Genomic DNA, 21,576 nt, shown 5'->3' on the forward strand with positions numbered 1-21,576 from the left:
CATGTCGCAGATCTTCCCCCGCTTCGCGGGCAAGACCGTACTCGTCACGGGAGCCGGCACCGGTTTCGGCGCCGAGATCGCCGTGCGTGCCGCCCAGGAGGGCGCCAAGGTCGCCGTGCACTATCGATCGTCGAAAGCCGGAGCTGAAGCGACTCTGGCCCGCATCCGCGAGGCCGGCAGCGACGGCATCCTGGTGCAGGCGGACATCGGGTCCTGGGAGCAGATCAGGCGCATGGCCGACGAGGTGTTCGCCGCCTTCGGCACTCTTGACGTGCTGGTCAACAACGTCGGTGACGTCTCGAGCGATCAGATGAACTGGGACCAGCTCACGCAGGAAGCACTCGACGCTGTCATCGACATCGACGTCAAGGGCACGTTGCTCATGACGCACGAGTTCGGCGAGCGCATGCTGGCTCAGGGGCACGGGAACATCGTGCAGGTCGGATCGACAGTCGTCGTCCGCGGTTCGGCGCGCGCCCCGCAGTACGCGGCGGCCAAGTACGCGATCCTCGGCATCACCAAGTCCTACGCGAAGGCCTTCGCGCCGTCGGTGCGAGTGAACACCTTCGCACCCGGGTTCATGGAGACCGAACGGCTTCTCGAACGTGAGGACTGGAAGAACGGACGCCGCGAGGTGCTGCTCTCGCAGACGCCCATGGGAGTCATCCCGCCGCCCGAGTTCGTCGCAGGGGCGTGCCTCTGGCTCGCCACTGACGAAGCGGCCCACCTCACCGGCGGCTACATGCTCGCCGACGGTGGATTCAACATGGTCGGCGCATAAGCGTCGACTTCAGACACGACAGAGGAGAAGCAGACCAATGAAGCTCATCACCTTCGACGGCGGCCGCGTGGGTCGTCTGGAACTGGAAGAGGGCGTCGTCCTCGAACTCGATGTTCCGTCGACCCGCGAATACTTCGAGCGCGGCGGCGACGTCCGCGAGACCGGCGAGCGCATTGCATACGCCGATGTGAAGCTGGAAGCGCCCATCCGCCCCAAGAAGTTCTTCCACACGGCGGGCAACTTCGCAGACCACCACGACGAGCTCACCGCCGTCGACTGGTCGCACCCCGTACACAAGGGCATCGTGTTCTTCCAGAACGTCGACGCGATCATCGGGCCCGACGCCGAGATCGTGTACCCGGAGGGGCTGACGAAGGAACTCGACTACGAGCTCGAGCTGGGAATCATCATCGGCAAGTCCGGCAAGTTCTTCGGCCCCGATGAAGCAGACGACTACATCGCAGGCTTCACGGTGTTCAACGACATCTCGGCGCGCGATATCCAGCGCAAGGAGATGGAATCGGGCGTCTTCTCGTTCTCGAAGGGCATCGACACGTTCAACCCCATCGGGCCGTGGATCGTCACGCGCGATGAGGTCCCCGACATGCACGAGCTGCCGATGCAGCTGCGAGTGAACGGCGAGGTTCGCCAGCAGGGCAACACGAACCAGACGCGAATCAAGTTCCCGCACCTGGTCGCGTACCACTCGCCGCAGATCTACAGCGCCGGCGACATCATCTCCACGGGCACGATCTCGGGTGTGGCAGCGGTGCAGCCGAACCCGTTCGACTTCTACCTCAAGCCCGGAGACAAGATCGAGGCCGAGATCACGGGCATCGGCACGCTTCGCAACACGGTCGTCTCGTGGGAGGACCGCTACGGTGTGCCTGCTCCGCAGCGCGTGGACTGGTGAGGGCGCGGCGTGAAGCTCGCTAATCTCGACGGTCGAGCCGTCATCATCGAACAGGACGGCAACACCGAACGTGCCATCGATGTCGAGAAGGCTTCGGACGGTCGATTCGGACCTGATCTGCAGAGTCTGTTCGAGGAGTGGTCGGACTTCGTCGCCTGGGGGGCCGCGATTCCGAGCGCTGAATCGATCGAGATCGATGCCGGCGGGCTCGGGGCTCCGGTGCCGAGCCCGCGTCAGGTGTTCGCGATCGGGCTGAATTATGCCGAGCATGCTGCCGAGGCCGGGTACCCGCCAGATGAGATGCCGGTGACCTTCACGAAGTTCCCTTCGTCGATCGTCGGGCCGAATGCGGTTGTCGAGCTGCCGGAAGGCCACGTCGATTGGGAAGTGGAGCTTGTCGTCGTCATCGCCAAGAAGACCTTCCGAGTCGATCGCGAGAATGCGTGGGAACACGTCGCCGGCCTCACGATCGGGCAGGACCTGTCGGAACGGGTGACTCAGCTTCAGGGCACGCTGCCGCAGTTCAGCCTCGGCAAGTCATTCCCCGGGTTCGGGCCGACGGGCCCCTGGCTCGTGACTCCCGACGAGTTCGCCGATCGCGATGACCTCGCGATCGAGTGCAGCCTGTCGGGCGAGGGCATGCAGTCCTCGCGCACCTCGATGATGCTTTACGACGTGCCTGAGCTTCTCGTCAGGCTGTCCGCTGTCTGCCCCCTGTTGCCGGGAGACATGATCTTCTCCGGGACGCCATCGGGGATCGGCAACCGCCGTAGTCCGCAGCGCTTCATCCGTGCGGACGACGTCCTGGTCAGCAGGATCGAAGGCATCGGAACGCTGACAACGCACTTCGACAACAGCTGAGGAGGCGAGGTCGTTGGTGACTCCAGGCGTGCTCAAGGATCTGCGCGTGGAGTATCTGCGGCAGCCCGTCGGGATCGGCGCGCGTCGACCTCGCTTCATGTGGAAGGTCGCTCATCGACAGAGCGCCTATCAGGTGGAGGTTCACGCGGGTGATCGCCGCGTGTGGGCGAGTGGCGTTGTAGAGGAATCCGCGACGCTCGTCGAGTACGCCGGGCAGACGATCGCCTCATCCACCATCTACCGCTGGCGAGTCCGAAGCCGGATGCACGCGGGGGGCTGGACCCCATGGGCGGAGGCGAGTTTCGAAACCGGGCTGCTCGACTCGGGGGATTGGGTCGCCAGCTGGGTGGAGCCGCAGCAGCAGGATGCTTCGATCGAACGCTGGAGCATTCGCGATTGGATATCCGGGGGAGGCCCGGATTCTCCACCAGAGCAGCGACTGCGGCCGCCTCAACTTCTGCGACAGTCGTTCGTCGCACGAGCAGGCCTTGAGCGTGCTCGTCTTCATGCGACGGCGCGAGGCGTCTACTCGGCGTTCATCAACGGCGTGCGGGCGGGAGACCAGACGCTCGCGCCGGGATCGGATGCGTACGAACAGCGGATCTCCGTGCAGACCTACGACGTGACGGATGCGATCGAGGAGGGGGAGAACATCTTCGGGATGGCGCTCGCCGATGGTTGGTGGGCGGGCCGGCTAGGGCTGACCGGATCCAGTGCGCAGTTCGGAACCCGAACATCGGCGATCTGGCAGCTACATCTGACCTACGAGGACGGCACCACCGACATCGCGGCCTCCGGCGGCGAGGCGTGCAGCACGGTGGGGCCATGGGTGTACTCGGATCTCTTCGTCGGGGAGTGTTTTGACAGACGGGCCGTTCCCCACGGTTGGGATCGCGGCGGTTTCGATGACTCGGGGTGGGAGCCCGTCATCGAGGTCGGGCGAGACTACGACGCTCTCCGTCCGTTCTCCGGCGAGCCGATCAGGCGAGTGCTCGAAGTTCGTGCCCAGTCGATCGTCGAGACTCCAGCCGGCTCGATCGTCGACTTCGGGCAAGTGATCGCGGGCCGGGTGCGGCTGCTGCTCCGCGACACGACCCCCGGGCAGCGCGTGGTGATCGAGCACACCGAGACTCTCGCCGCTGACGGCTCATGGTTCGACAACATCGTGGGGATCAATAAAGATCAGACCGACATCTTCGTCGCCGCTGGCGGGGCAGACGAGTGGGAGCCCGAGTTCACGTTCCACGGATTCCGCTTCGCGAGGGTACGTGGTCTCTCGTTGCCCCTCGTGCCTGGGGACATCACTGGAATCGTCATCGCCAGCGATCTCGAACAGACCGGATTCTTCGAGACTTCGGACCCACGTCTGAACCGGCTTCATGAGAATGTGGCGTGGAGCCAGCGCGGTAATTTCCTGTCGGTGCCGATGGATTGTCCGCAGCGGGAAAGGGCCGGGTGGGCCGGTGACATCCAGGCCTTCGTGGGCGCCGCATCGAACAATGCACTGGTTCTGCCTTTTCTATCGCGGTGGCTGGAAAATCTTTGCGCTGACCAACTCCCAGACGGCCGCATCCCGATCTTCTCTCCGCGTTCTCCCTTCGATGCCGAGGCTGCATCGAACGCGCAAGGGGTCGGCTCGATAGTTGCCTCCGCAGGGTGGAGCGACGCGATCGCCATCGTGCCATGGACGCTATACGAGCGATACGGTGACCCGCATGTGCTCGAGGTGAATTATGAGAGCTTGACGCGATGGGTCGAGTATCAGCGGCGGGAAGCGGTGCGCTCGCTTCCTGATGCGCTTGAGAAAGAGTCGTTATCGGAGGATCGCCGAGATGTACAGGCCTTGCTCTACAACGCGGGGCTTCATTTCGGTGACTGGCTCACTCCCAGCACGCTGGAGAATCGCCCCATGCATGAGGCCGTCGGCATGGCCCCAGCGCTGACAAGCGAGTTCGTGGCTCCGATGTTTCAGGCGAACACGCTCACGATCGCAGCCCGAGCCGCGAGAGTCCTGGGCAGGGATGCGGATGCGAAGGATTTCGCCGAGCGGGCATCCGCGGTCAGAGCGGCCTTCGCCGCCGAGTACGTCGATGCGCTCGGCGACCTTCCGGTCCGCCTTCAAGGGCTCTACGTCTTGGCGCTCGCGTTCGAAATGGTTCCGGAGGTGGCTCGTCCGCTGACCGCGGCGCGACTGGTTCAACTCATCACAGAGCGTGGGTACCGGCTCGACACGGGGTTCCTCTCTACGCCATATCTGCTCGATGTGCTGTGCGATAACGGGCACCGCGAAGTCGCGCGTCGTCTGCTCTGGCAGTCCGGGATGCCCTCGTGGCTGTATGAAGTCGATCACGGTGCGACGACGATCTGGGAGTCTTGGGATGCGATCGCGCCCGACGGCGAGGTCCGCGCTACGTCGCTCAACCACTATGCTTCCGGTGCCGTCGATGACTGGCTCTATCGGCGTATCGTCGGCATCCGCCCCTTGTCTCCGGGATACCAGACTGCAGCGATCGAACCAGGGACGGACATGGGACTCGACCGCGCGAGCGGTCACGTCGGCACACCATTCGGCCGTCTACGGGTCGAGTGGCAGCGCGACGCAGAGGATGTTGTCGTGGAGGTTGACATCCCGCACGGGGTTGCCGCGGTTCTTCGCGTGGGTGGCACTGAGCGAGTGCTCGACCCGGGCAGCAGCGTTCACACCGTCAGCCTGTAGACGCGACCGCGGTTCGTGCTTCGGCGTCGGGTGGTCCGTCGTCCGAGAGCGTGACTTTACATGTCTCAGGACTCGTCCTATACTCGGGGAAGCGCTTCCCAAGGAAGCGCTTCCCCGCTCAATGACGACGATGAAGAGGGCATTGATGGCCGCCGCCCCACCCCAGCAGAAGCGCAAGCTCAGCCTGGCCGCCCGCCACCAGGAACGTGCAGCGTGGAGCTTCCTTGCTCCGTGGTTCGTCGGGATGCTGGCGATCACGGCCTTCCCGATGGTCGCCTCGCTCTATCTGTCCTTCACCGACTACAACCTCCTCAAGCCGCCTGAGTTCATCGGTCTCGAGAACTATGCGGACATGCTGAACGATCCCCGACTCGCGAAGTCCTTGGGCGTCACGTTCACGTACGTGTTCCTGGGGGTGCCGTTGCTCATGGCTGCCGCGCTCGGCCTGGCGATCATGCTGAACCGCGGCATCCGCGGCCTGGCGATCTATCGCTCGGTCTACTACCTGCCGTCACTTCTCGGCGGTTCGGTAGCGGTGGGCATCCTGTGGCGTCAGCTCTTCGGTACGGAGGGGCTCGTCAACCAGTTTCTCGCGCTGTTCGGCATCGATGGCCCCGGCTGGATCTCGGACCCCGACACGGCGCTCGGCACCCTTGTCGCGCTGCACGTGTGGACCTTCGGGTCCGCGATGGTCATCTTCCTCGCAGGGCTGCGACAGATCCCGGAGATGTACTACGAAGCGGCGTCCATCGACGGCGCGGGTCGGTGGCGACAGTTCCGAAGCATCACATTGCCGCTACTCTCGCCGATCATCTTCTTCAATCTGATCCTGCAGATCATCGGCTCGTTCCAGACGTTCACGCAGGCGTTCATCGTCTCAGGTGGTTCAGGGGGTCCGGCCGACTCGACTCTCTTCTACACGCTCTACCTCTATCAGGAGGGCTTCGGCAAGCGCGACATGGGCTATGCCTCCGCGATGGCCTGGTTCCTGCTGCTCATCATCGCCGTCTTCACCGCGGTGAACTTCATCGCCTCCAAGCATTGGGTGTTCTACAGTGACCGCGACTGATCTCCTGAAGCGCCGCTCGAGCGCGCCGTCTGCCCGCCGCATCACGCTCTCGAAGGTCGTGAGGCACATCATCCTGATCGCCGTGGGCGTGCTGCTGATCTATCCGCTGCTGTGGATGGTCGCGAGTTCCCTCAAGCCGGAGGAGCTGATCTTCCGCGATCCGTCGCTGCTTCCCGAGACGATCGACTTCAGCAATTACACCGATGGCTGGAACGCGCTGTCGAGTCCCTTCGGTCTCTATCTGCTCAACTCGGGTGCGATCGTCCTCGGCAGTCTGCTGGGCAACCTCATCACCTGCTCGATGGCCGCCTACGCGTTCGCCAAGCTGGAGTTCCGGGGCAAGAAGATCTTTTTCGCACTCATGCTGATGACTCTGATGCTGCCGATCCACGTGCTCATCGTTCCGCAGTACGTCCTCTTCTCGAACCTCGGCTGGGTCAACACGTTCCTGCCGCTCATCGTCCCGAAGTTCCTTGCCACCGACGCATTCTTCATCTTCCTCATGGTGCAGTTCTTCCGCGGACTCCCCAAGGAACTCGACGAGGCTGCTCGCATCGACGGCGCGGGGTACTGGCGCACCTACTTCCAGGTGCTGCTGCCGCTCTCCGTGCCGGCGCTCGCCACCACCGCCATCTTCACCTTCATCTGGACCTGGAACGACTTCTACAGTCAGCTCATCTACCTCACGCGTCCGGACGTTCTCACGGTCCCGGTCGCGCTCCGCAACTTCGTCGACTCGACAGGGGGATCCTCCTGGGGTTCGCTGTTCGCGATGTCGGTCGTGACCCTCATCCCTGTCTTCCTCGTCTTCCTCGTGGGGCAGCGCTACCTGATCAAAGGCATCGCGACCACCGGACTCAAATGACCTCTTCCCTGATCGATCACAACTGCAATGGAGCAATGACATGACACACCCCCGCACGAGCCATACGGCTCGACTCGTACGCCTCGCAGCTCTCGGTGCCGCCGTGACGATGGTGCTCGCCGGATGCGCGGCGCCATCGGAATCCGCACCGGCGACAGCCTCCGATGAGCCGGTCACCATCCGCTTCAACTGGTGGGGATCCGACACCAGACACACCATGACGCAGCAGGTGATCGACCTGTTCGAGAAGGAGCACCCGAACATCACCGTGGTGCCCGAGTTCGCTCCTTATACGGACTATTGGGACAAACTCTCCACGACCGTGGCCGCAGGAGACGCCCCCGACGTCATGCAGCAGGTCGACCCCTTCATCTACGAGTACGTCGACAGCGGTCTGCTCGTGAACCTGTCGGACCACGCGGATGTGCTCCCGCTCGACCAGTTCGATGAGGGCGCGCTCGAAGGGTCGACGATCGATGACGGGGTATACGGGGTGCCGGGAGGAGTGGGCACGTTCGGCGTCGTCATCGATCCGCAGATCTTCTCGGAGGCGGGGATCGAGGTGCCCGACGACGAGACCTGGACGTGGGGCGACTACCTCGACATCGCCGCGGAGATCAGTGAGAAGGCAGGGCCCGACGTCTACGGCGCCACGCTCCCGCTCGACGAACAAGGCTTCAATATGTTCATCCGTCAGCGTGGCGAAGATCTCTGGAGCCCCGACGACGCCACCGTCGGCTTCACCGAGAAGACTGCCGCCGCATGGTGGGAGTACATCCTCGAGCTGCGCGACAGTGGCGCGACGCCGTCGGCCTCGCTCGCGGTGGAGCAGGCATCGCTCGGACTGGAGCAGTCTCCGATCGCGACCCACACCGCCGCGATGTCCATCCTCTCCGCCAACCAGGTCGAAGCGCTGCAGACAGCCTCCGGACGCGAACTCGAGCTGCTCCTCTTCCCGGGCGAGTCCGACGGCGACCGCCCTGGTGCCTACGTCAAGCCCGGCGTCTACTACTCGGTCTCGGCGAAGTCGGAGCATCCGGTCGAGTCCGCGATGCTGATCGACTTCATCGTGAACAGCGAGGAGGCGGGTGCGATCCTGCGCTCTGACCGTGGCGTACCGGGGAACAGTGAGGTACTCGCGTCCATCGAAGGTGACTTCTCGCCGTCGGAGCAGAAGCTGGCGGACTACGTGACAGAGGTTTCCGAGCTGTCGGTCGCCGGCTTCCCGAAGCCGAACCTCGACGCCGGGCCCGAGCTCGTGCCGCTGTTCGCCAGACTGAACCAGCAGGTGATCTTCGATCAGATCACCCCCGACGAAGCAGCGAAGCAGTTCATCTCCGAGCTCGAAGCGGCGATGTAGCCTCGCTGCGCGCGGGGCCTCGTGTCAGGGGCCCCGCGCACTCCGACTCCGATCAGATCGACCAGAAGGCGTCACGTGACGAACCCCATCCACAACTTCACCGCCCGGCTTCCCGGCATCGTCTACGGAGGCGACTACAACCCCGACCAATGGACGAGGGAGACTTGGCTCGAGGACGCCGCGCTGATGAGGCAAGCGGGCGTACGGCTGGTGAGCGTCGGCGTCTTCTCCTGGTCGTCACTGGAACCCGCTGACGGCCAGCTGGAGTTCGGGTGGCTCGACGAGGTGATGGACATCCTGCACGAACACGGGATCTCCGTGAACCTCAGCACGCCGAACGCCGCGCCGCCGCCGTGGCTCGCGACCGAGCATCCAGAGGTGCTTCCCACCAACAGGGAGGGGCGGAAGATCGCGATCGGAAGCCGGGCGCACTTCTGCCCGTCATCGGCGGTCTACCGCGAGCGCAGCCAGAAGATCGCGCGAGCGCTCGCGGAACGCTATGGCAACCACCCGGCTCTGGCGATGTGGCACATCGGCAACGAATATCACACGCAGTGCTTCTGCGATCAGTGCGGTGCGCGGTTCCGCGACTGGCTCCTCGACCGACACGGATCGCTGGAGGTCCTGAACGAGCACTGGGGTACGACCTTCTGGAGCCAGCGTTACAGCGACTGGAGTCAGGTCGACCTTCCGAAACCGGTGATGGGAAACGTGAATCCGGCGCGTGAGCTCGACTTCAAACGCTTCTCCTCCGAGCTGCTGCTCGACTGCTTCCGCGAGGAGCGCGACATCATGCGCGCGATCACGCCCGAGATTCCGGTGCTGACGAACTTCATGCGGTTTTTCCCGGGCGCCGATTACACCCGCTGGGCAGCGGAAGAGGATGCTGTCGCGCTGGACATCTATCCGAACCCCGCCGACGCCGAATCGCACATCACCGCTGCGTTCAACTACGACCTGATGCGGTCGCTGAAGGGCGGGCAGCCCTGGCTGATGATGGAGCAGGCAAGCAGCGCCGTCAGTCAGTGGCCGCTCAACCTCGTCAAGAAGCCGGGCAGGATGCGTCTGGGATCCTTCCAGGCCATCGCGCACGGAGCCGACGCGGTGATGTTCTTCCAGTGGCGCGCCTCGCGATACGGCCAGGAGAAGTTCCATTCGGCGATGCTGCCGCACAGCGGGACCGACACCCGGACCTGGCAGGAGGTCGTCGATCTCGGACAGGAGCTCACACAGCTCGAGGAGATCGCAGGAACCACTGCGGAGGCGGCGGTGGCCATCGTCTGGGACTGGGAGAACTGGTGGGCGATGGAAGGCGTCGCACACCCCACGAAGCTCAGCTACGTCGACATCGTGACGCGGCACTTCACCCCGCTGTGGCGACGCAACATCGCCACCGACGTGATCACCCTCGACGCCGACATGTCCGGTTATCGCCTCATCGTGATACCGAACAGCTATGTGCTCAGCGAGGCGCAGGCCGAGCAGCTCAGCGCCTATGTGCGGTCAGGCGGCCACGTACTGATCTCCTTCTTCTCGGGCGTCGTTGACGAGCACGATCGGGTGATCCCCGGCGGCTATCCCGGTGGTCTTCTGTCGCTCATCGGCGGACGCGTTCGCGAGTTCTCGCCGTTGCCATCGGACGAGCGAGTGCGCGTGGAAATGCGTGGCTCAGAGACGGACGCCGGCCTGTGGCAGGACGATCTCGTCACCGATGGTGCCACGGTTCTCGCGACCTACACGGACGGCTACCTCGAGGGGGAGGCGGCGATCCTGCGCCACGAGCTCGGCGACGGCGTGGTGACGTATCTCGGCACTCAGCTGAGCGAGACGGGCATGGATCGGATGCTCGACACCGTGCTCGCCGACGCCCAGGTCGCTGCTGTCCTAGAGACGCCCGCCGGAGTCGAAGCGGTCGAACGTCACGGACCTGAGGGGTCATATCTCTTCCTCCTCAACCATGGGCAGCACTCTGCAGAGATCACGGTCCCCCCTGGTGCGGCGGAGCTGCTGTCAGGGCGCGTTGCCGTCGTCGCGGGGGACACCTTGACTCTCGAGCCCGCAGCCGTTGCAGTCCTGAAGCGCGATCGGCAGCCAGTGGCAGACAGCAGAGCCTGACCTGCGCCGGCGGCACCCGAGCGGATCCACCGTGACGGTGCCGTCGGTGTCAGTCCGAGATCACTGCTGACGTCGAGGCCCGCAGGTGCACCGACGGGACGACAGTCGCTCCGTCATCCGTCTCACCGTCCACCAGCATCGCGTGAAGCCGTTCCCAGGCGAGACGCCCGAGCTCCTCGGCCGGAATCGCCGCCGTCGTGAGCGGCGGGTTGGTGAACTCGCTGAACGTGATGTCGTCGAAACCGGTCACCGACAGCTGCTCAGGGACGACGACGCCGCGTCGCTGCAACGCACTGAGCAGGCCCATCGCGACGACGTCGTTGAAAGCCATCACGGCTGTCGCGTCCGTGGCCAGGACGGCATCCGCGGCGGCGTAGCCGGCCTGGATGGTGCCTCCGCCGGTGACGCGGCTCACTCGTACGTCAGGGTGATCTGCGCAGAACTCCTCGAGAGCGGCGAACCGACGGGCGCCTGATCTTGACTTCTCGCCGCCGTCGAGGAATGCGATGTGACGGTGCCCGAGCTCGTGCAAGTGCTCAGCGAGCAATCGCACCCCATCCTCGAGGCTGACGGCGATGACCGGAACTCCGGGAACCGGTACAGAGCGATAGATCATCACGACCGGGCCGAGGCGTGCGACCAGCGTCGACAGCTCAGCGTCGTCCATTCGCGGCGAGCAGAGGACGATCGCATCGCATCGGCGCCGCAGCTCGGTGATCAGCTCTGCCTCGTTCGCGAGTCGCTCCGACGAGTCAGCGATCAGCACCTGATATCTGTCCTCGCCGGCGGCCTGCGAGAGGCCGGTGAGCGTGCGCTGAAAGATGGGATTGTCGAGCTCGGGGACGAGAATGCCCACCGAGTGCGTCCGGCCCTTGGCGAGACCACGAGCGATCTGGCTGGGTGAGTAGCGCAGCTTCGCCGCAGCGTCATGAACCTTCTGCGACAGCAGCGGGTCGACGGTCACCGTGTTGCTGAACACCCGCGAGACCGTAGTTCTCGATACGCCTGCGAGCTCGGCGACGTCGTCCATGGTGGGCGTGCGCTGGGCCAGTCTCGCCATCTTCAATCCTCTGCGGCTCGGGGCATCGGGCTCCGGATGCTGCCGCTCAGCATAGCGGAGGAAGCGCTTCCTGGGAGCGCAGGCTCTCTCCGCTCGTGCGGGTTCGCGTCCGAGTCGGGCCACATTCACCCATGCGAAAGGTCCGGCGATCACAGGATCGCCGGACCATCTGCGGGAGAGTTCAGAATGCGTCGGGGTGCGCGGCGCGCGCGATCTTCTCGATCGCGGCGGCATTCGTCGGGCCGACGTACACGCCGTCGGAGACGGTGACGTAGTTGTTGTTCTTCGCGGCATCCCACTGCGGGTACTCAGCGAAGAGCGCGGCGGCTTCGGCGTCGAGATCCTCACCCGGCATGAACCCACCGACGACAAGAACGTCGACATCTGCCGTGGCCAGGTGCTCAGCGTCAATGGTTGACGTGAATGTCAGGTCGCTGTCCTGGAACGACCCGACGACTCCGGCCCGGTTCAGAACATCATCGAAGATGCCGCCGAGGAAGACCGCAGGCATGCCGTTGGTCGTCATCATGGACATGCTGGGGAAGACGATGAGACCGGTCGGCGTCTCCTGGCCCTCCACCGCAGACGATACGGCGTCGATCTGAGAGCGGAGGTCGTTGACGAGCGCTTCAGCTTCGTCCTGGCGATCGAAGACGTTGCCGACGAGATTGAGGAACCCGAACGACGACTCGACCGTGGCGTTGTCGAAGGCGGAGAGCTCTTCTTCCGTGGCGTCTTCCTTGCCCATGGCGCAGTTCGCCGGATTGACGATCGTGTTGATGCCCTCGGCGGCGAGTTCGTCGCGTGATGCTTGGCCGTTGGCCGAGTCGAAACCGCCCGACGTCGTCGCGATCACCAGGTCGGGCTTGAGGGCGAGCAACTGCTCGGCGGGGATCTCGAAGCTCCCGGCCATGTCCAGATCGCCTGTGGGCAGCGCGTCGATCTGCGCGACCAGCTCTGGCTGATCGGACATGCCGTAGTTCTGCATGTTCGCGAGGATGGTGTCGTCGAGTCCGAGCAGTAGAAGGGACTCGACCTCGGCGACGGACGCGCCATTCATGAGCACTACGCGCTCGGGCTTTTCCGTGAAGGTCTGCTCAAAGCCGCAGTTGTCGATCGTGAGGGGGTATTCGGTGCTCCCGCCCATCAGGGCGGTTCCATCGACGGTCGGCGATTCGGTCTTGGTCGCATCGGACGGGCTGGCGGCGCATCCGGCCAGGACGCTGAGAAGGACGAGTGAAGTGAGCGCGGTCGCAGCTCGGGATTTCGTGATGTGCATCGGACGAACCTTCCTGGGTGTCAAGTGGCTTAACTCTACAATAGGTAGTGTTAAGGATCCGCCCGGCAGGCTCGAATGTCCCTGTTAACTCTACGTACCGTAGAATAAGACCGAGCCGTGCATCCCGATCCCGTCCTCCGGTCGGCAAGCGTGAGCCGCTCATACTTGCCCTGACGGCCCGGTCTCCCGTTCGCCGCCTCATTCTCTCCAGGCCCAGGAGGCCGCATGTCTGCCGTCGATACCGGTCCGATCAAGATTCCGGCCGCCACGTCAGGGATGATCCCGCGCTCTGACATGCGCGTGATCTGGCTGCTGTTGGTCGCCGCGTTCGTCTCGATCCTGAACGAGACCACGATGGGGATCGCGATCCCTGACCTCAACACCGATCTCGGCATCCCGCCCGAGCTGGGTCAGTGGCTGACAAGCGCCTTCATGCTGACCATGGCCGTCGTCATCCCGACGACCGGATTCATCCTCCAGCGTTTCACGACCCGTCAGGTCTTCATCGCCGCGATGATCGCGTTCTCGCTGGGCACGCTGGTGGCGCTCGTCGCTCCGGGCTTCGCGACACTGCTCGTCGGACGCGTGATCCAGGCGGCCGGCACCGGCGTCATGATCCCGCTGCTGATGACGACCATCATGAACGTCGTTCCGCCGCAGTCGCGCGGACGAATGATGGGCCGTGTCGGCCTGGTGATCTCTCTCGCTCCCGCGATCGGCCCGACGCTCGCCGGCGCGGTACTCGAGCTGGCCAACTGGCGCGCACTCTTCGCCATCATCCTCCCGATCGCGCTGATCGCTCTCGCGATGGGGGCGAAGTGGATGACGAACCTCGGCGAGACCCGCAACGTGCCGCTCGACGTGCTCTCGATCCCGCTCGCCGCGCTTGGCTTCGGCGGCATCGTGTTCGGTCTCAGCCAGTTCGGCGGCGAGGGCGGATCCGGCGAGACGGTCGGCATCCTCTCGCTCGTCGTCGGTGGCGTGTCGCTCGGCCTGTTCGTCTGGCGTCAGCTCCTGCTGCAGCGCAAGGACGACGCGCTGCTCGACCTGCGCGTGTTCCGCTCGGGGAACTTCACCGTCTCGGTGATCATCATGACGATCCTCGCGCTGTCGATGTTCGGCACGCTGACCCTGCTACCGCAGTATCTGCAGAACGTTGCAGGGCTCGACCCGCTCCAGGCCGGTCTGATCCTGCTCCCCGGCTCGTTGCTGATGGGTCTGCTCGGTCCGATCATGGGTCGCGTCTACGACGCACGAGGCACGCGCCCGCTGCTCATCCCTGGCACGATCCTCGTGTCCGCGGCGCTGTTCTACTATTCGACCGTCGGTGAGCACACCGTGTGGTGGGTGCTGATCATCGTGCAGGCGGCGATGTCGGTCGGGCTGGCGATGTCGTTCACCCCGCTGTTCTCCGCCTCGCTGGGCTCTCTTCCCCGCCGGCTGTATTCGCACGGTACCGCGGTGTTGAACACGTTGCAGCAGGTCGGCGGCGCGGCCGGAGTCGCAGTGTTGCTGGTGACGTACTCATCGATCCTGCATGCGGGCGAGAGTGACGGCCTCACGGCTGCAGCGGCGGGAGCGACGGGAGCACGTGCGGCGTTCCTGATCGCCGCGCTCATCTCCCTCGCGACCGTCGCTCTCAGCGCGTTCGTGTGCAGACCCGCGGACGACGCCGGCGGAGAGCTCGTCCCGCCCACGAGCTCTTGACGCTCTCGAAGACGGCACCCGTTCGAGGCCGCAGACCTCGTATCGCCGCAGTGGTGTCGTTGCCACTGTGGGTGATGGTTATGGGCGCGGTGATTCTGGTCACTGCAGTGGTCGCTGTCTGCTTCGGGAGCGTCAACGTCGGCATCGATCGCGTGATCGGAGTGGTGTGGGCGAACGTGACAGGCGAGTCCAGCGCTGTCGATTCGATCTATCAGAAGATCGTCTGGGAGCTGCGCGTCCCGCGGGTGCTGATGGCGGGCGTGGTCGGCGCGGCGCTGGCGCTGGCCGGCGCAGCTCTGCAGGGTCTGCTTCGGAATCCGCTGGCGGATCCGTACATCGTCGGGGTCTCGTCAGGAGCATCTCTCGGCGCGGTGCTGGTGATGACCTTCGGCTCGAGTGTGATCTTCGGGCTCACCACTCCGGCGGCAGCGTTCGTCGGCGCACTGGTCATCCTCGTTCTGGTCTTCGCGTTCGCGCAACGATCGGGAAACTTCACCGACATGCGACTCGTTCTCTCCGGTGTGGCGCTCGGATACGTCGCGATGGCGGGAACCAGCTTCGCTCAGCTGCAGGCCGAGCCGGGGCAGGTGCGAGGGATCCTCTTCTGGATGATGGGGAGCGTCGCGGGAGCACGATGGGAAGGCCTTCTACTGCCCACCATCGTCATGGTCCTCGCGGGAGCCTGGCTGCTGAGCCAGGCGCGAGGGTTGAACGCCCTGGCGCTCGGCGACGATGACGCCGTCGCGGTCGGCGTGAATCTGCGCCGTTTCCGACTCGGACTCCTCATCGTCGCCGCGCTCCTCACGGCCGTGACCGTCGCGGTCGCGGGCGGCGTCGGCTTCGTCGGTCTGATCATCCCGCACGCTGTGCGCATGATCGTCGGGGCGGATTATCGGCGATTGCTCCCGGTCGCCGCGCTCGCGGGGGCGATCTTCCTGATCGCCGTCGACCTGGTGGCCCGAACCGTGGGCAGCCCGAACGAGTATCCGCTGACGATCTTCACCGCGCTCGTGGGAGGACCGTTCTTTCTCTGGCTGATGAGATCACCGGAAGGCCGTACATGAAGATCGCCATCACGGACCTCGGCCTCAGTGTCGGAGGCACGCGCTTCATCGAGGAGCTCTCGCTTGAGATCACCTCGGGTGAGTTCGTCGCGATCGTCGGTCCGAATGGTTCGGGAAAGTCCACGCTCCTGCGCGCGATGTATCGCGCGCTCAAGCCGGATGCCGGCTGCATCCTCATCGGGAGCGCGAACGTCTGGAATGTCGCGCCACGGCGAGCGGCGCTGTTGCGCGCGGTGGTGACGCAGCATCAGACCAGCAACGACAGCATGCTGGTTCGCGACATCGTCGCGACCGGGCGTCATGCCCACCAGTCCTGGTATCGCGGTGAGACGAAAGCTGACCGCGACCATGTTGATGCCGCACTGGTGAGATGCGGGGCCGCGCACATGGCCGACCGCAAGTACGCCACGCTCTCCGGGGGTGAGCGGCAGCGGGTGCTCCTCGCGCGGGCTCTCACTCAGGATGCGCCGGTTCTGATGCTCGACGAGCCAACGAACCACCTCGACATCACGGCGCAGCACGATCTGCTGAGCCTTCTGGAATCCGTCGATCTCACGCGCGTGGTCGTTCTGCACGATCTCAATCACGCGGTCGCCCATGCCGATCGGATCATCGTGATGCATGAGGGGCGCATCAAGGCGGCCGGTATCCCGTCCGAGACACTGACATCGGAGCTGACGCGAGAGGTCTTCGCCGTCGACTCGCGACTCATCGAGCATCCGATCACCGGGCGGCCGCATCTGCTCACTGCGCCGATGCGTTGACCCGCATGTGTGCGGAGGTGCAAAGTGGAGCGACGGCTGACTCAAGTACGCGCATCGAAGCGATGGCGGTAACTGGACGGTGTGCTGCCGAATGCGGCCATGAAGTTCTGACGCAACGTGATGGGACTTCCGAATCCGCAGGATGCCGCGATCTGATCGATCGAGAGGCTCGTGACCTCGAGGAGCCGTCGTGCTTCATCAAGCCGTCGAGATCGGACCCACGCAGCGGGGGTGGAGCCGGTTGAATCGCGGAAGGCGCGCACGAAGGAGCGGCGACTCATGTGCGCGGCGGCGGCGAGTCTCTCGACGGTGAGCTCGTCATTGAGGTGCGCGAGAGCCCAAGTACGTGCTTTCGCGATCGGATCATCCGCCTCGCGAACCGCGATCGGACGCTCGATGTACTGGGCCTGCCCGCCCTCGCGGTGGGGCGCAACCACAAGGCTGCGAGCAACACGATTCGCTGCTTCCGAGCCGAGCCTCTGGCGGACGACATGCAGGCATGCGTCGAGGCCCGAGGCGGTACCTGCCGAGGTCAGAACATCGCCGTGATCGATGTAGAGCACATCGGCATCGATGTCGATCTCCGGGTGCCGCTCGGCGAGATTGCCCAGCGAATGCCAGTGCGTAACCGCGCTTCGGTCTCGAAGAAGGCCGATATCGGCGACTGCGATCGCGCCAAGGCAGAGGCCGGCGACGACGGTGCCGTCGGCATGCGCGGCGAGGACGGCTTTGCGAAGGGCGGTACTCGGCAAGCGCCCGTCATCCACCCACGACGGGATGACGATCAGATCGGCATCCGTCACCGCGGACAGCGCCTGAATGCCGCCGATCGAATAGCCCTCGGCGGTGCGGATGGATCCGCCCCGCTCGGAGAAGAGGACGGATGACCACTCGCCAAGACCCAGCCGGGCGACCTCGTCGAAGACCATCTGCGGCACGGAGAGATGGAACATCGTCACGCCGGTGAAAGCGTAGATCGCGATCCTCATCTTGTTCCTCTCGGGTGACCCGTTCTCATCGTATATTGGCTCATGAGCCAACGGCGTACCATACCCCACGGGGTATATTGTCGGGACATGGCTACTCAAACGATCACCGCGACGAACTTCGATGAGACCCTGGACGGCGGGGGGATCGTCCTGCTCGACTTCTGGGCGGAGTGGTGCGGTCCGTGTCGCATGTTCGGGCCGATCTTCGAGGCTGCGTCCGAGAAGCACCCCGACATCGTGTTCGGCAAGGTCGACACCGAGGTGGAGCGAGAACTCGCCTCCGGTTTTCAGATCACCTCCATTCCCACGCTGATGGCATTCCGTGACGGAATCTTGGTGTTCTCGCAGCCGGGCGCGCTGCCGGCGGCCGGTCTGCAGCAGGTCGTCGATGCGGTCCAGGGACTCGACATGGATGATGTGAGGGCGCAGATCGCCGCGCAGTCAGACGCCTCCGCGTGAGGATCGTCGTCGTCGGGGGTGTCGCAGGCGGTATGAGTTGCGCGGCGCGAGCCCGTCGTCTCGACGAGTCTGCGGAGATCGTCGTGCTCGAGCGCGGCGCGAATGTGTCGTTCGCGAACTGCGGACTTCCCTATTTCGTGGGAGGTGAGATCGAGGACGAGGGCTCGCTGCTGGTGCAGACGCCGGAGATGCTGCGTGCGTCGTTGAACCTCGATGTGCGCACGGGGCACGACGTGGTGGGTGTGGATGCAGACGCGCAGACGCTCGTCGTGCGCACCTCCGCGGGTGAGGAGCGCATCGGATATGACGCCCTGGTCCTGGCGCCGGGCGCGCGAGCAGTGAGACCGGACATCTCCGGCATCGACTCGCCGCGGGTGCGGACGCTGCGCAGCGTCGAGGATGCAGTGCACCTGCGCGCACACGTCGAGGCAGGCGTAAGGCGAGCCGTCGTCCTCGGGGCCGGATTCATCGGCGTCGAAGCGGCAGAGGCATTGGCGCTGCAGGGCGTCGAGACCACTCTGATCCAGCTCGCCGACCAGGTGCTCACGCCGGTCGATACCGAATTCGGCTGGCTGGCAGCGGAAGAGCTGCGCCGGTTGGGTGTGGATGTGCGAACAGGGGTCGCCGCCGAGGCGATCCTCGCCGGCGAGGATGCCGACGTCATCACCCTGTCGGACGGCACCGAGGTGAGCGCCGAACTCGTCGTGCTCTCGATTGGAGTAAGGCCCGATACTGCTGTCTTCGAAGCTGCGGGGGTCGCCTGCGAGCGCGGCGCGATGATCGTCGATGAACACGGACGCACGTCCGTGCCGTGGGTCTGGGCGGTGGGGGATGCCGTGCTGAGTCAGGATCCCGTGACCGGCGTCCGCCGACCGGTGGCGCTCGCCGGACCAGCCAATCGTGCGGGGCGCCTGGTGGCCGACGCCATCCTCCGCCCCGAAGGTGCGCGGCCGATGCCAGCACCGCTGGGAACAGCCGTCGTCCGGGTCGGCCGATTGACGGTCGCATTGACCGGCGCGAGCCGCTCATCGCTGTCTCGCGCGGGGATCGATTTTCGGACGATCAGTCTGCATCCGAATCAGCACGCCGGGTACTTTCCCGGAGCCGCTCCGGTCCACCTGAACGTGCACTTCAGCGAAGAGGACGGGCGGATCCTCGGCGCGCAGGCGTGCGGAACCGACGGCGTCGACAAGAGGATCGATGTGCTGGCGACAGCGCTTCGGGCAGGCATGTCGGTGGACGATCTGATCGATCTGGATCTTGCGTACTCCCCGCCGTACGGTCAGGCGAAGGACCCCGTGAACCTCGCGGGCATGCTCGGCGCCAACGTTCTCGACGGCACGATGCGACTGTGGGATGCGCAGGATCTCGACCTCGTGCGGGAGACGTCTCTCGTCCTTGACGTGAGACGTGACGCCGAAGTCGCGGAGGGCATGATCCCCGAGGCGCTTCACATCCCGCATACGCAGCTGCGTGAGCGTCTGGGGGAGGTGCGCCTGGCCGCGGCCGGCAGGCCGGTACGGGTGCTGTGCGCATCCGGCGTCCGATCGGCGATCGCGCACCGGATCCTCGCTCAGTCGGGGTTGGATTCCGCATCGCTCTCCGGCGGGATGACCACGCTTCGCATGGTGCTCGCGGACCGCGCAGATCAGGTTCTGACAAGGCCGAGACCGGCGTGATGTCTGATCGATCCACGCGCGTCGTCTGCCGTGCGACACGGGGCGAGCGGCTCGCCTACCTCGCTGCTGCCGTCTTCGTCGCCGCGTTCGCTGCGTCGATGATCCCATCTTCGGCGGTGGTCGCGGTCATGGCAGGAGTGATCGCGATCGCGGTCGCGGCCATGGCGGCGACGGGACGTTGCGCCTCCTCTTGGGTGCAGCAGGCCGAGCATGCACCGACGAGTGCGCACCCGCTGACGGGCCAGGCCGATCTTCCTGTTCCACTGCCAGAGAAGGAGAGAAATTCCGATGGATAGCGCAGATCTCGACGCGCAGCGGCGCGTCGTCAACCGGCTCCGCCGGGCAAGAGGGCAGCTGGACGCCGTGATCGCCGCGGTGGAGACGGAGGCGTCGTGCCGCGACATCGTGACGCAGTTGGCCGCGGTGACGCACGCACTCAACAGGGCCGGCTTCGTCATCGTTGCGGCGGCGCTGCAGGAGTGCGTCGGGCGCGATGACGACGCCGAGGGGCCGACCGTGGATGAGCTCGAGAAGGTCTTCCTCAGCCTCGCGTGACGCCTCGTCCACCCACCCACCCCCTATGAGAGGACCTCGCTCATGTGTAGAGCAGTCACATGCAAGACCTGTGGCAAGACGACCTGGGCCGGTTGCGGCCAGCACGTCGCGGATGTCATGCGTCACGTGCCGTCCGCTCAGCGTTGCAGCGGACACGAGAAGGTTCCAGCGACAGGGTTCTTCGGGCGTCTGTTCGGCCGGTGATCCATGGTCGCGCCGGTGAAGGATACCGGCGCGACCATCGGGCAGGCGTGATCAGGAATGCCGGGAGTCGCCCGCACCGTAGTGATCGGCGATCAGCTCGAGGGTGGTGGCCCTGGCTCCCACGCCGTGGCTGCCGGTGACCAGCATCAACTCGTCGGCATCGGTGATCGAGTGGAGTTCCTCCAGCTGAGCGGAAACTTCTGCCGCAGTGCCGTGGAACGTGCGATCCGTCCAGTCCTCGAGGAACTGTCGTTGTGCGGCGGACGACGGGTGGTCACGCACGGCATCCGGGGAAGGCAGCGCGAACGTCTCGCCCTGGAACATCCGCATCATCCCCATCGCGTTGGTCGTCGATTCTCGACGGGCCCGCGCCGGGTCTTCTTCAGCGATGGCGCCGACGCTGACGATGGCGTACGGCTCGCTCAGCGCACGCGAGGGTCGGAAGCGCTGGCGGTAGATGCGCAGGGCGTTGACGACGTCGGGGCTACCGAACTGCAGCGCGAAGGCGTAGGGACGCCCGAGTGCAGCGGCGAGTTGCGCCGAGTAGAGCGACGATCCCAGAATCCACAGTTCGGGCGGCAGGGCCGGCGCATCGGTGGCGTTCTGCTGTTCCTGCCACGGGCCCGGAACCGCATGCACGTTCACAGGCGCAGCGGAGGGATCGTCGTTCAGGAAGGCGATCAGTTCCTGCACCTGCTGCGGGAATTCCTCGTTGGCGGATCCGTGGCGCCGCAACGCCGCCGCTGTGGTGTGGTCAGTGCCGGGTGCCCGCCCTACGCCGAGATCGATGCGCCCAGGAGCCAGGGCCTCGAGCATGCCGAACTGCTCGGCGACCAGCAGCGGTGCATGGTTTGGCAGCATGACTCCTCCTGCGCCGAGGCGAATCCGGTGCGTCTCGCCGACCAGGCGCGCGGCCATGAGTGGGGGCGAGGCGATCGATGCTCCGGGCATCGCATGGTGTTCGGACATCCAGAACCGTGCGTAACCGCGCGCATCCGCGATGCGCGCGGCAGTGATCACCTCATCGAGCACGATGGCGGCGGAGGAGCCGACACCGGTGAGGCCGCCGTCGAGAACCGACAGGGCGAACGGGGCAGTTCCGAATGACTCTGGATAAAACACGAGGGACCTCCAAA

19 protein-coding genes are annotated in these 21,576 nt (G+C 65.1%); 15 read left to right on the forward strand and 4 right to left on the reverse strand.

Features of this window, described 5'->3' with window-relative positions; genetic code table 11:
* The first annotated feature begins 1 nt into the window (after window position 1).
* From RQG77_RS04325 to RQG77_RS04360, 8 genes are all read left to right on the forward strand, one after another.
* Window positions 2–781, forward strand: coding sequence for an SDR family NAD(P)-dependent oxidoreductase (locus RQG77_RS04325; RefSeq protein ID WP_194762689.1), 780 nt, complete (start codon window positions 2–4; stop codon window positions 779–781).
* Between the two features lie 37 nt (window positions 782–818).
* Entirely contained in the window at window positions 819–1,694 is an 876-nt protein-coding gene (locus RQG77_RS04330; protein WP_311243599.1) for a fumarylacetoacetate hydrolase family protein, read from the forward strand.
* A 9-nt stretch (window positions 1,695–1,703) separates the two neighbouring features.
* Complete coding sequence (locus RQG77_RS04335; protein ID WP_311243600.1) at window positions 1,704–2,555, forward strand: fumarylacetoacetate hydrolase family protein; 852 nt, start codon at window positions 1,704–1,706, stop codon at window positions 2,553–2,555.
* Window positions 2,556–2,817: 262 nt separating this feature from the next.
* Window positions 2,818–5,271, forward strand: a complete 2,454-nt coding sequence (locus tag RQG77_RS04340) for a family 78 glycoside hydrolase catalytic domain (protein ID WP_311243813.1) — start codon at window positions 2,818–2,820, stop codon at window positions 5,269–5,271.
* A 145-nt stretch (window positions 5,272–5,416) separates the two neighbouring features.
* On the forward strand, window positions 5,417–6,340 hold the full coding sequence (locus tag RQG77_RS04345) for a sugar ABC transporter permease (protein ID WP_311243601.1): 924 nt from the start codon (window positions 5,417–5,419) through the stop codon (window positions 6,338–6,340).
* Window positions 6,341–6,344: 4 nt separating this feature from the next.
* A complete protein-coding gene (locus RQG77_RS04350; protein WP_311243814.1) occupies window positions 6,345–7,205 on the forward strand; it encodes a carbohydrate ABC transporter permease in 861 nt (286 codons plus the stop codon).
* 40 nt (window positions 7,206–7,245) lie between these two features.
* Window positions 7,246–8,565: an ABC transporter substrate-binding protein gene (locus RQG77_RS04355; RefSeq protein ID WP_311243602.1), complete on the forward strand. Its 1,320-nt coding sequence runs from the start codon at window positions 7,246–7,248 to the stop codon at window positions 8,563–8,565.
* Window positions 8,566–8,640: 75 nt separating this feature from the next.
* Window positions 8,641–10,680 carry a beta-galactosidase gene (locus RQG77_RS04360; RefSeq protein ID WP_311243603.1) on the forward strand — a complete coding sequence of 680 codons (2,040 nt, stop codon included), beginning with the start codon at window positions 8,641–8,643 and terminating at the stop codon, window positions 10,678–10,680.
* Between the two features lie 49 nt (window positions 10,681–10,729).
* Here RQG77_RS04360 and RQG77_RS04365 read toward each other — a convergent pair whose 3' ends face one another.
* Window positions 10,730–11,740: a LacI family DNA-binding transcriptional regulator gene (locus tag RQG77_RS04365; RefSeq protein ID WP_311243604.1), complete on the reverse strand. Its 1,011-nt coding sequence runs from the start codon at window positions 11,738–11,740 to the stop codon at window positions 10,730–10,732.
* 181 nt (window positions 11,741–11,921) lie between these two features.
* Window positions 11,922–13,019, reverse strand: a complete 1,098-nt coding sequence (locus RQG77_RS04370) for an ABC transporter substrate-binding protein (protein ID WP_311243605.1) — start codon at window positions 13,017–13,019, stop codon at window positions 11,922–11,924.
* Between the two features lie 225 nt (window positions 13,020–13,244).
* On the opposite strand from RQG77_RS04370, the gene RQG77_RS04375 reads away from it, so the two are divergent.
* The 3 genes from RQG77_RS04375 to RQG77_RS04385 all read left to right on the forward strand — a co-directional run bounded on the left by RQG77_RS04375 (window position 13,245) and on the right by RQG77_RS04385 (window position 16,554).
* Window positions 13,245–14,726, forward strand: a complete 1,482-nt coding sequence (locus RQG77_RS04375) for a DHA2 family efflux MFS transporter permease subunit (protein ID WP_091030071.1) — start codon at window positions 13,245–13,247, stop codon at window positions 14,724–14,726.
* An 80-nt stretch (window positions 14,727–14,806) separates the two neighbouring features.
* Window positions 14,807–15,790: an iron ABC transporter permease gene (locus tag RQG77_RS04380; protein ID WP_311243606.1), complete on the forward strand. Its 984-nt coding sequence runs from the start codon at window positions 14,807–14,809 to the stop codon at window positions 15,788–15,790.
* Window positions 15,787–16,554, forward strand: coding sequence for an ABC transporter ATP-binding protein (locus RQG77_RS04385; protein ID WP_311243607.1), 768 nt, complete (start codon window positions 15,787–15,789; stop codon window positions 16,552–16,554). Before RQG77_RS04380 ends, RQG77_RS04385 begins: the two co-directional genes overlap by 4 nt.
* A 41-nt stretch (window positions 16,555–16,595) precedes the next feature.
* Here RQG77_RS04385 and RQG77_RS04390 read toward each other — a convergent pair whose 3' ends face one another.
* Window positions 16,596–17,543, reverse strand: a complete 948-nt coding sequence (locus tag RQG77_RS04390; protein ID WP_311243608.1) for a helix-turn-helix domain-containing protein — start codon at window positions 17,541–17,543, stop codon at window positions 16,596–16,598.
* 87 nt (window positions 17,544–17,630) lie between these two features.
* On the opposite strand from RQG77_RS04390, the gene trxA reads away from it, so the two are divergent.
* Genes trxA through RQG77_RS04410 form a run of 4 tightly spaced genes read left to right on the forward strand, consistent with a single transcriptional unit; the run spans window position 17,631 to window position 20,236 of the window.
* Window positions 17,631–18,002 (forward strand): thioredoxin, encoded by a 372-nt coding sequence (gene trxA / locus RQG77_RS04395; protein WP_091030059.1) that lies wholly within the window; start codon window positions 17,631–17,633, stop codon window positions 18,000–18,002.
* The gene (locus tag RQG77_RS04400) at window positions 17,999–19,681 is read left to right on the forward strand and encodes an FAD-dependent oxidoreductase (RefSeq protein ID WP_311243609.1); all 1,683 of its coding nucleotides are present in this window, start codon (window positions 17,999–18,001) and stop codon (window positions 19,679–19,681) included. The genes trxA and RQG77_RS04400 overlap by 4 nt, the downstream gene beginning before the upstream one ends.
* Window positions 19,681–19,977, forward strand: coding sequence for a hypothetical protein (locus tag RQG77_RS04405; RefSeq protein WP_311243610.1), 297 nt, complete (start codon window positions 19,681–19,683; stop codon window positions 19,975–19,977). Before RQG77_RS04400 ends, RQG77_RS04405 begins: the two co-directional genes overlap by 1 nt.
* Window positions 19,970–20,236 carry a metal-sensitive transcriptional regulator gene (locus tag RQG77_RS04410; protein ID WP_091030047.1) on the forward strand — a complete coding sequence of 89 codons (267 nt, stop codon included), beginning with the start codon at window positions 19,970–19,972 and terminating at the stop codon, window positions 20,234–20,236. Before RQG77_RS04405 ends, RQG77_RS04410 begins: the two co-directional genes overlap by 8 nt.
* A 255-nt stretch (window positions 20,237–20,491) precedes the next feature.
* On the opposite strand, the gene RQG77_RS04415 is transcribed toward RQG77_RS04410, so the two are convergent.
* On the reverse strand, window positions 20,492–21,562 hold the full coding sequence (locus RQG77_RS04415; protein ID WP_311243611.1) for an LLM class flavin-dependent oxidoreductase: 1,071 nt from the start codon (window positions 21,560–21,562) through the stop codon (window positions 20,492–20,494).
* Between the last annotated feature and the right edge of the window lie 14 nt (window positions 21,563–21,576).

It is taken from the genome of Microbacterium sp. WCS2018Hpa-23, assembly GCF_031843845.1.
GTDB lineage: Bacteria > Actinomycetota > Actinomycetes > Actinomycetales > Microbacteriaceae > Microbacterium.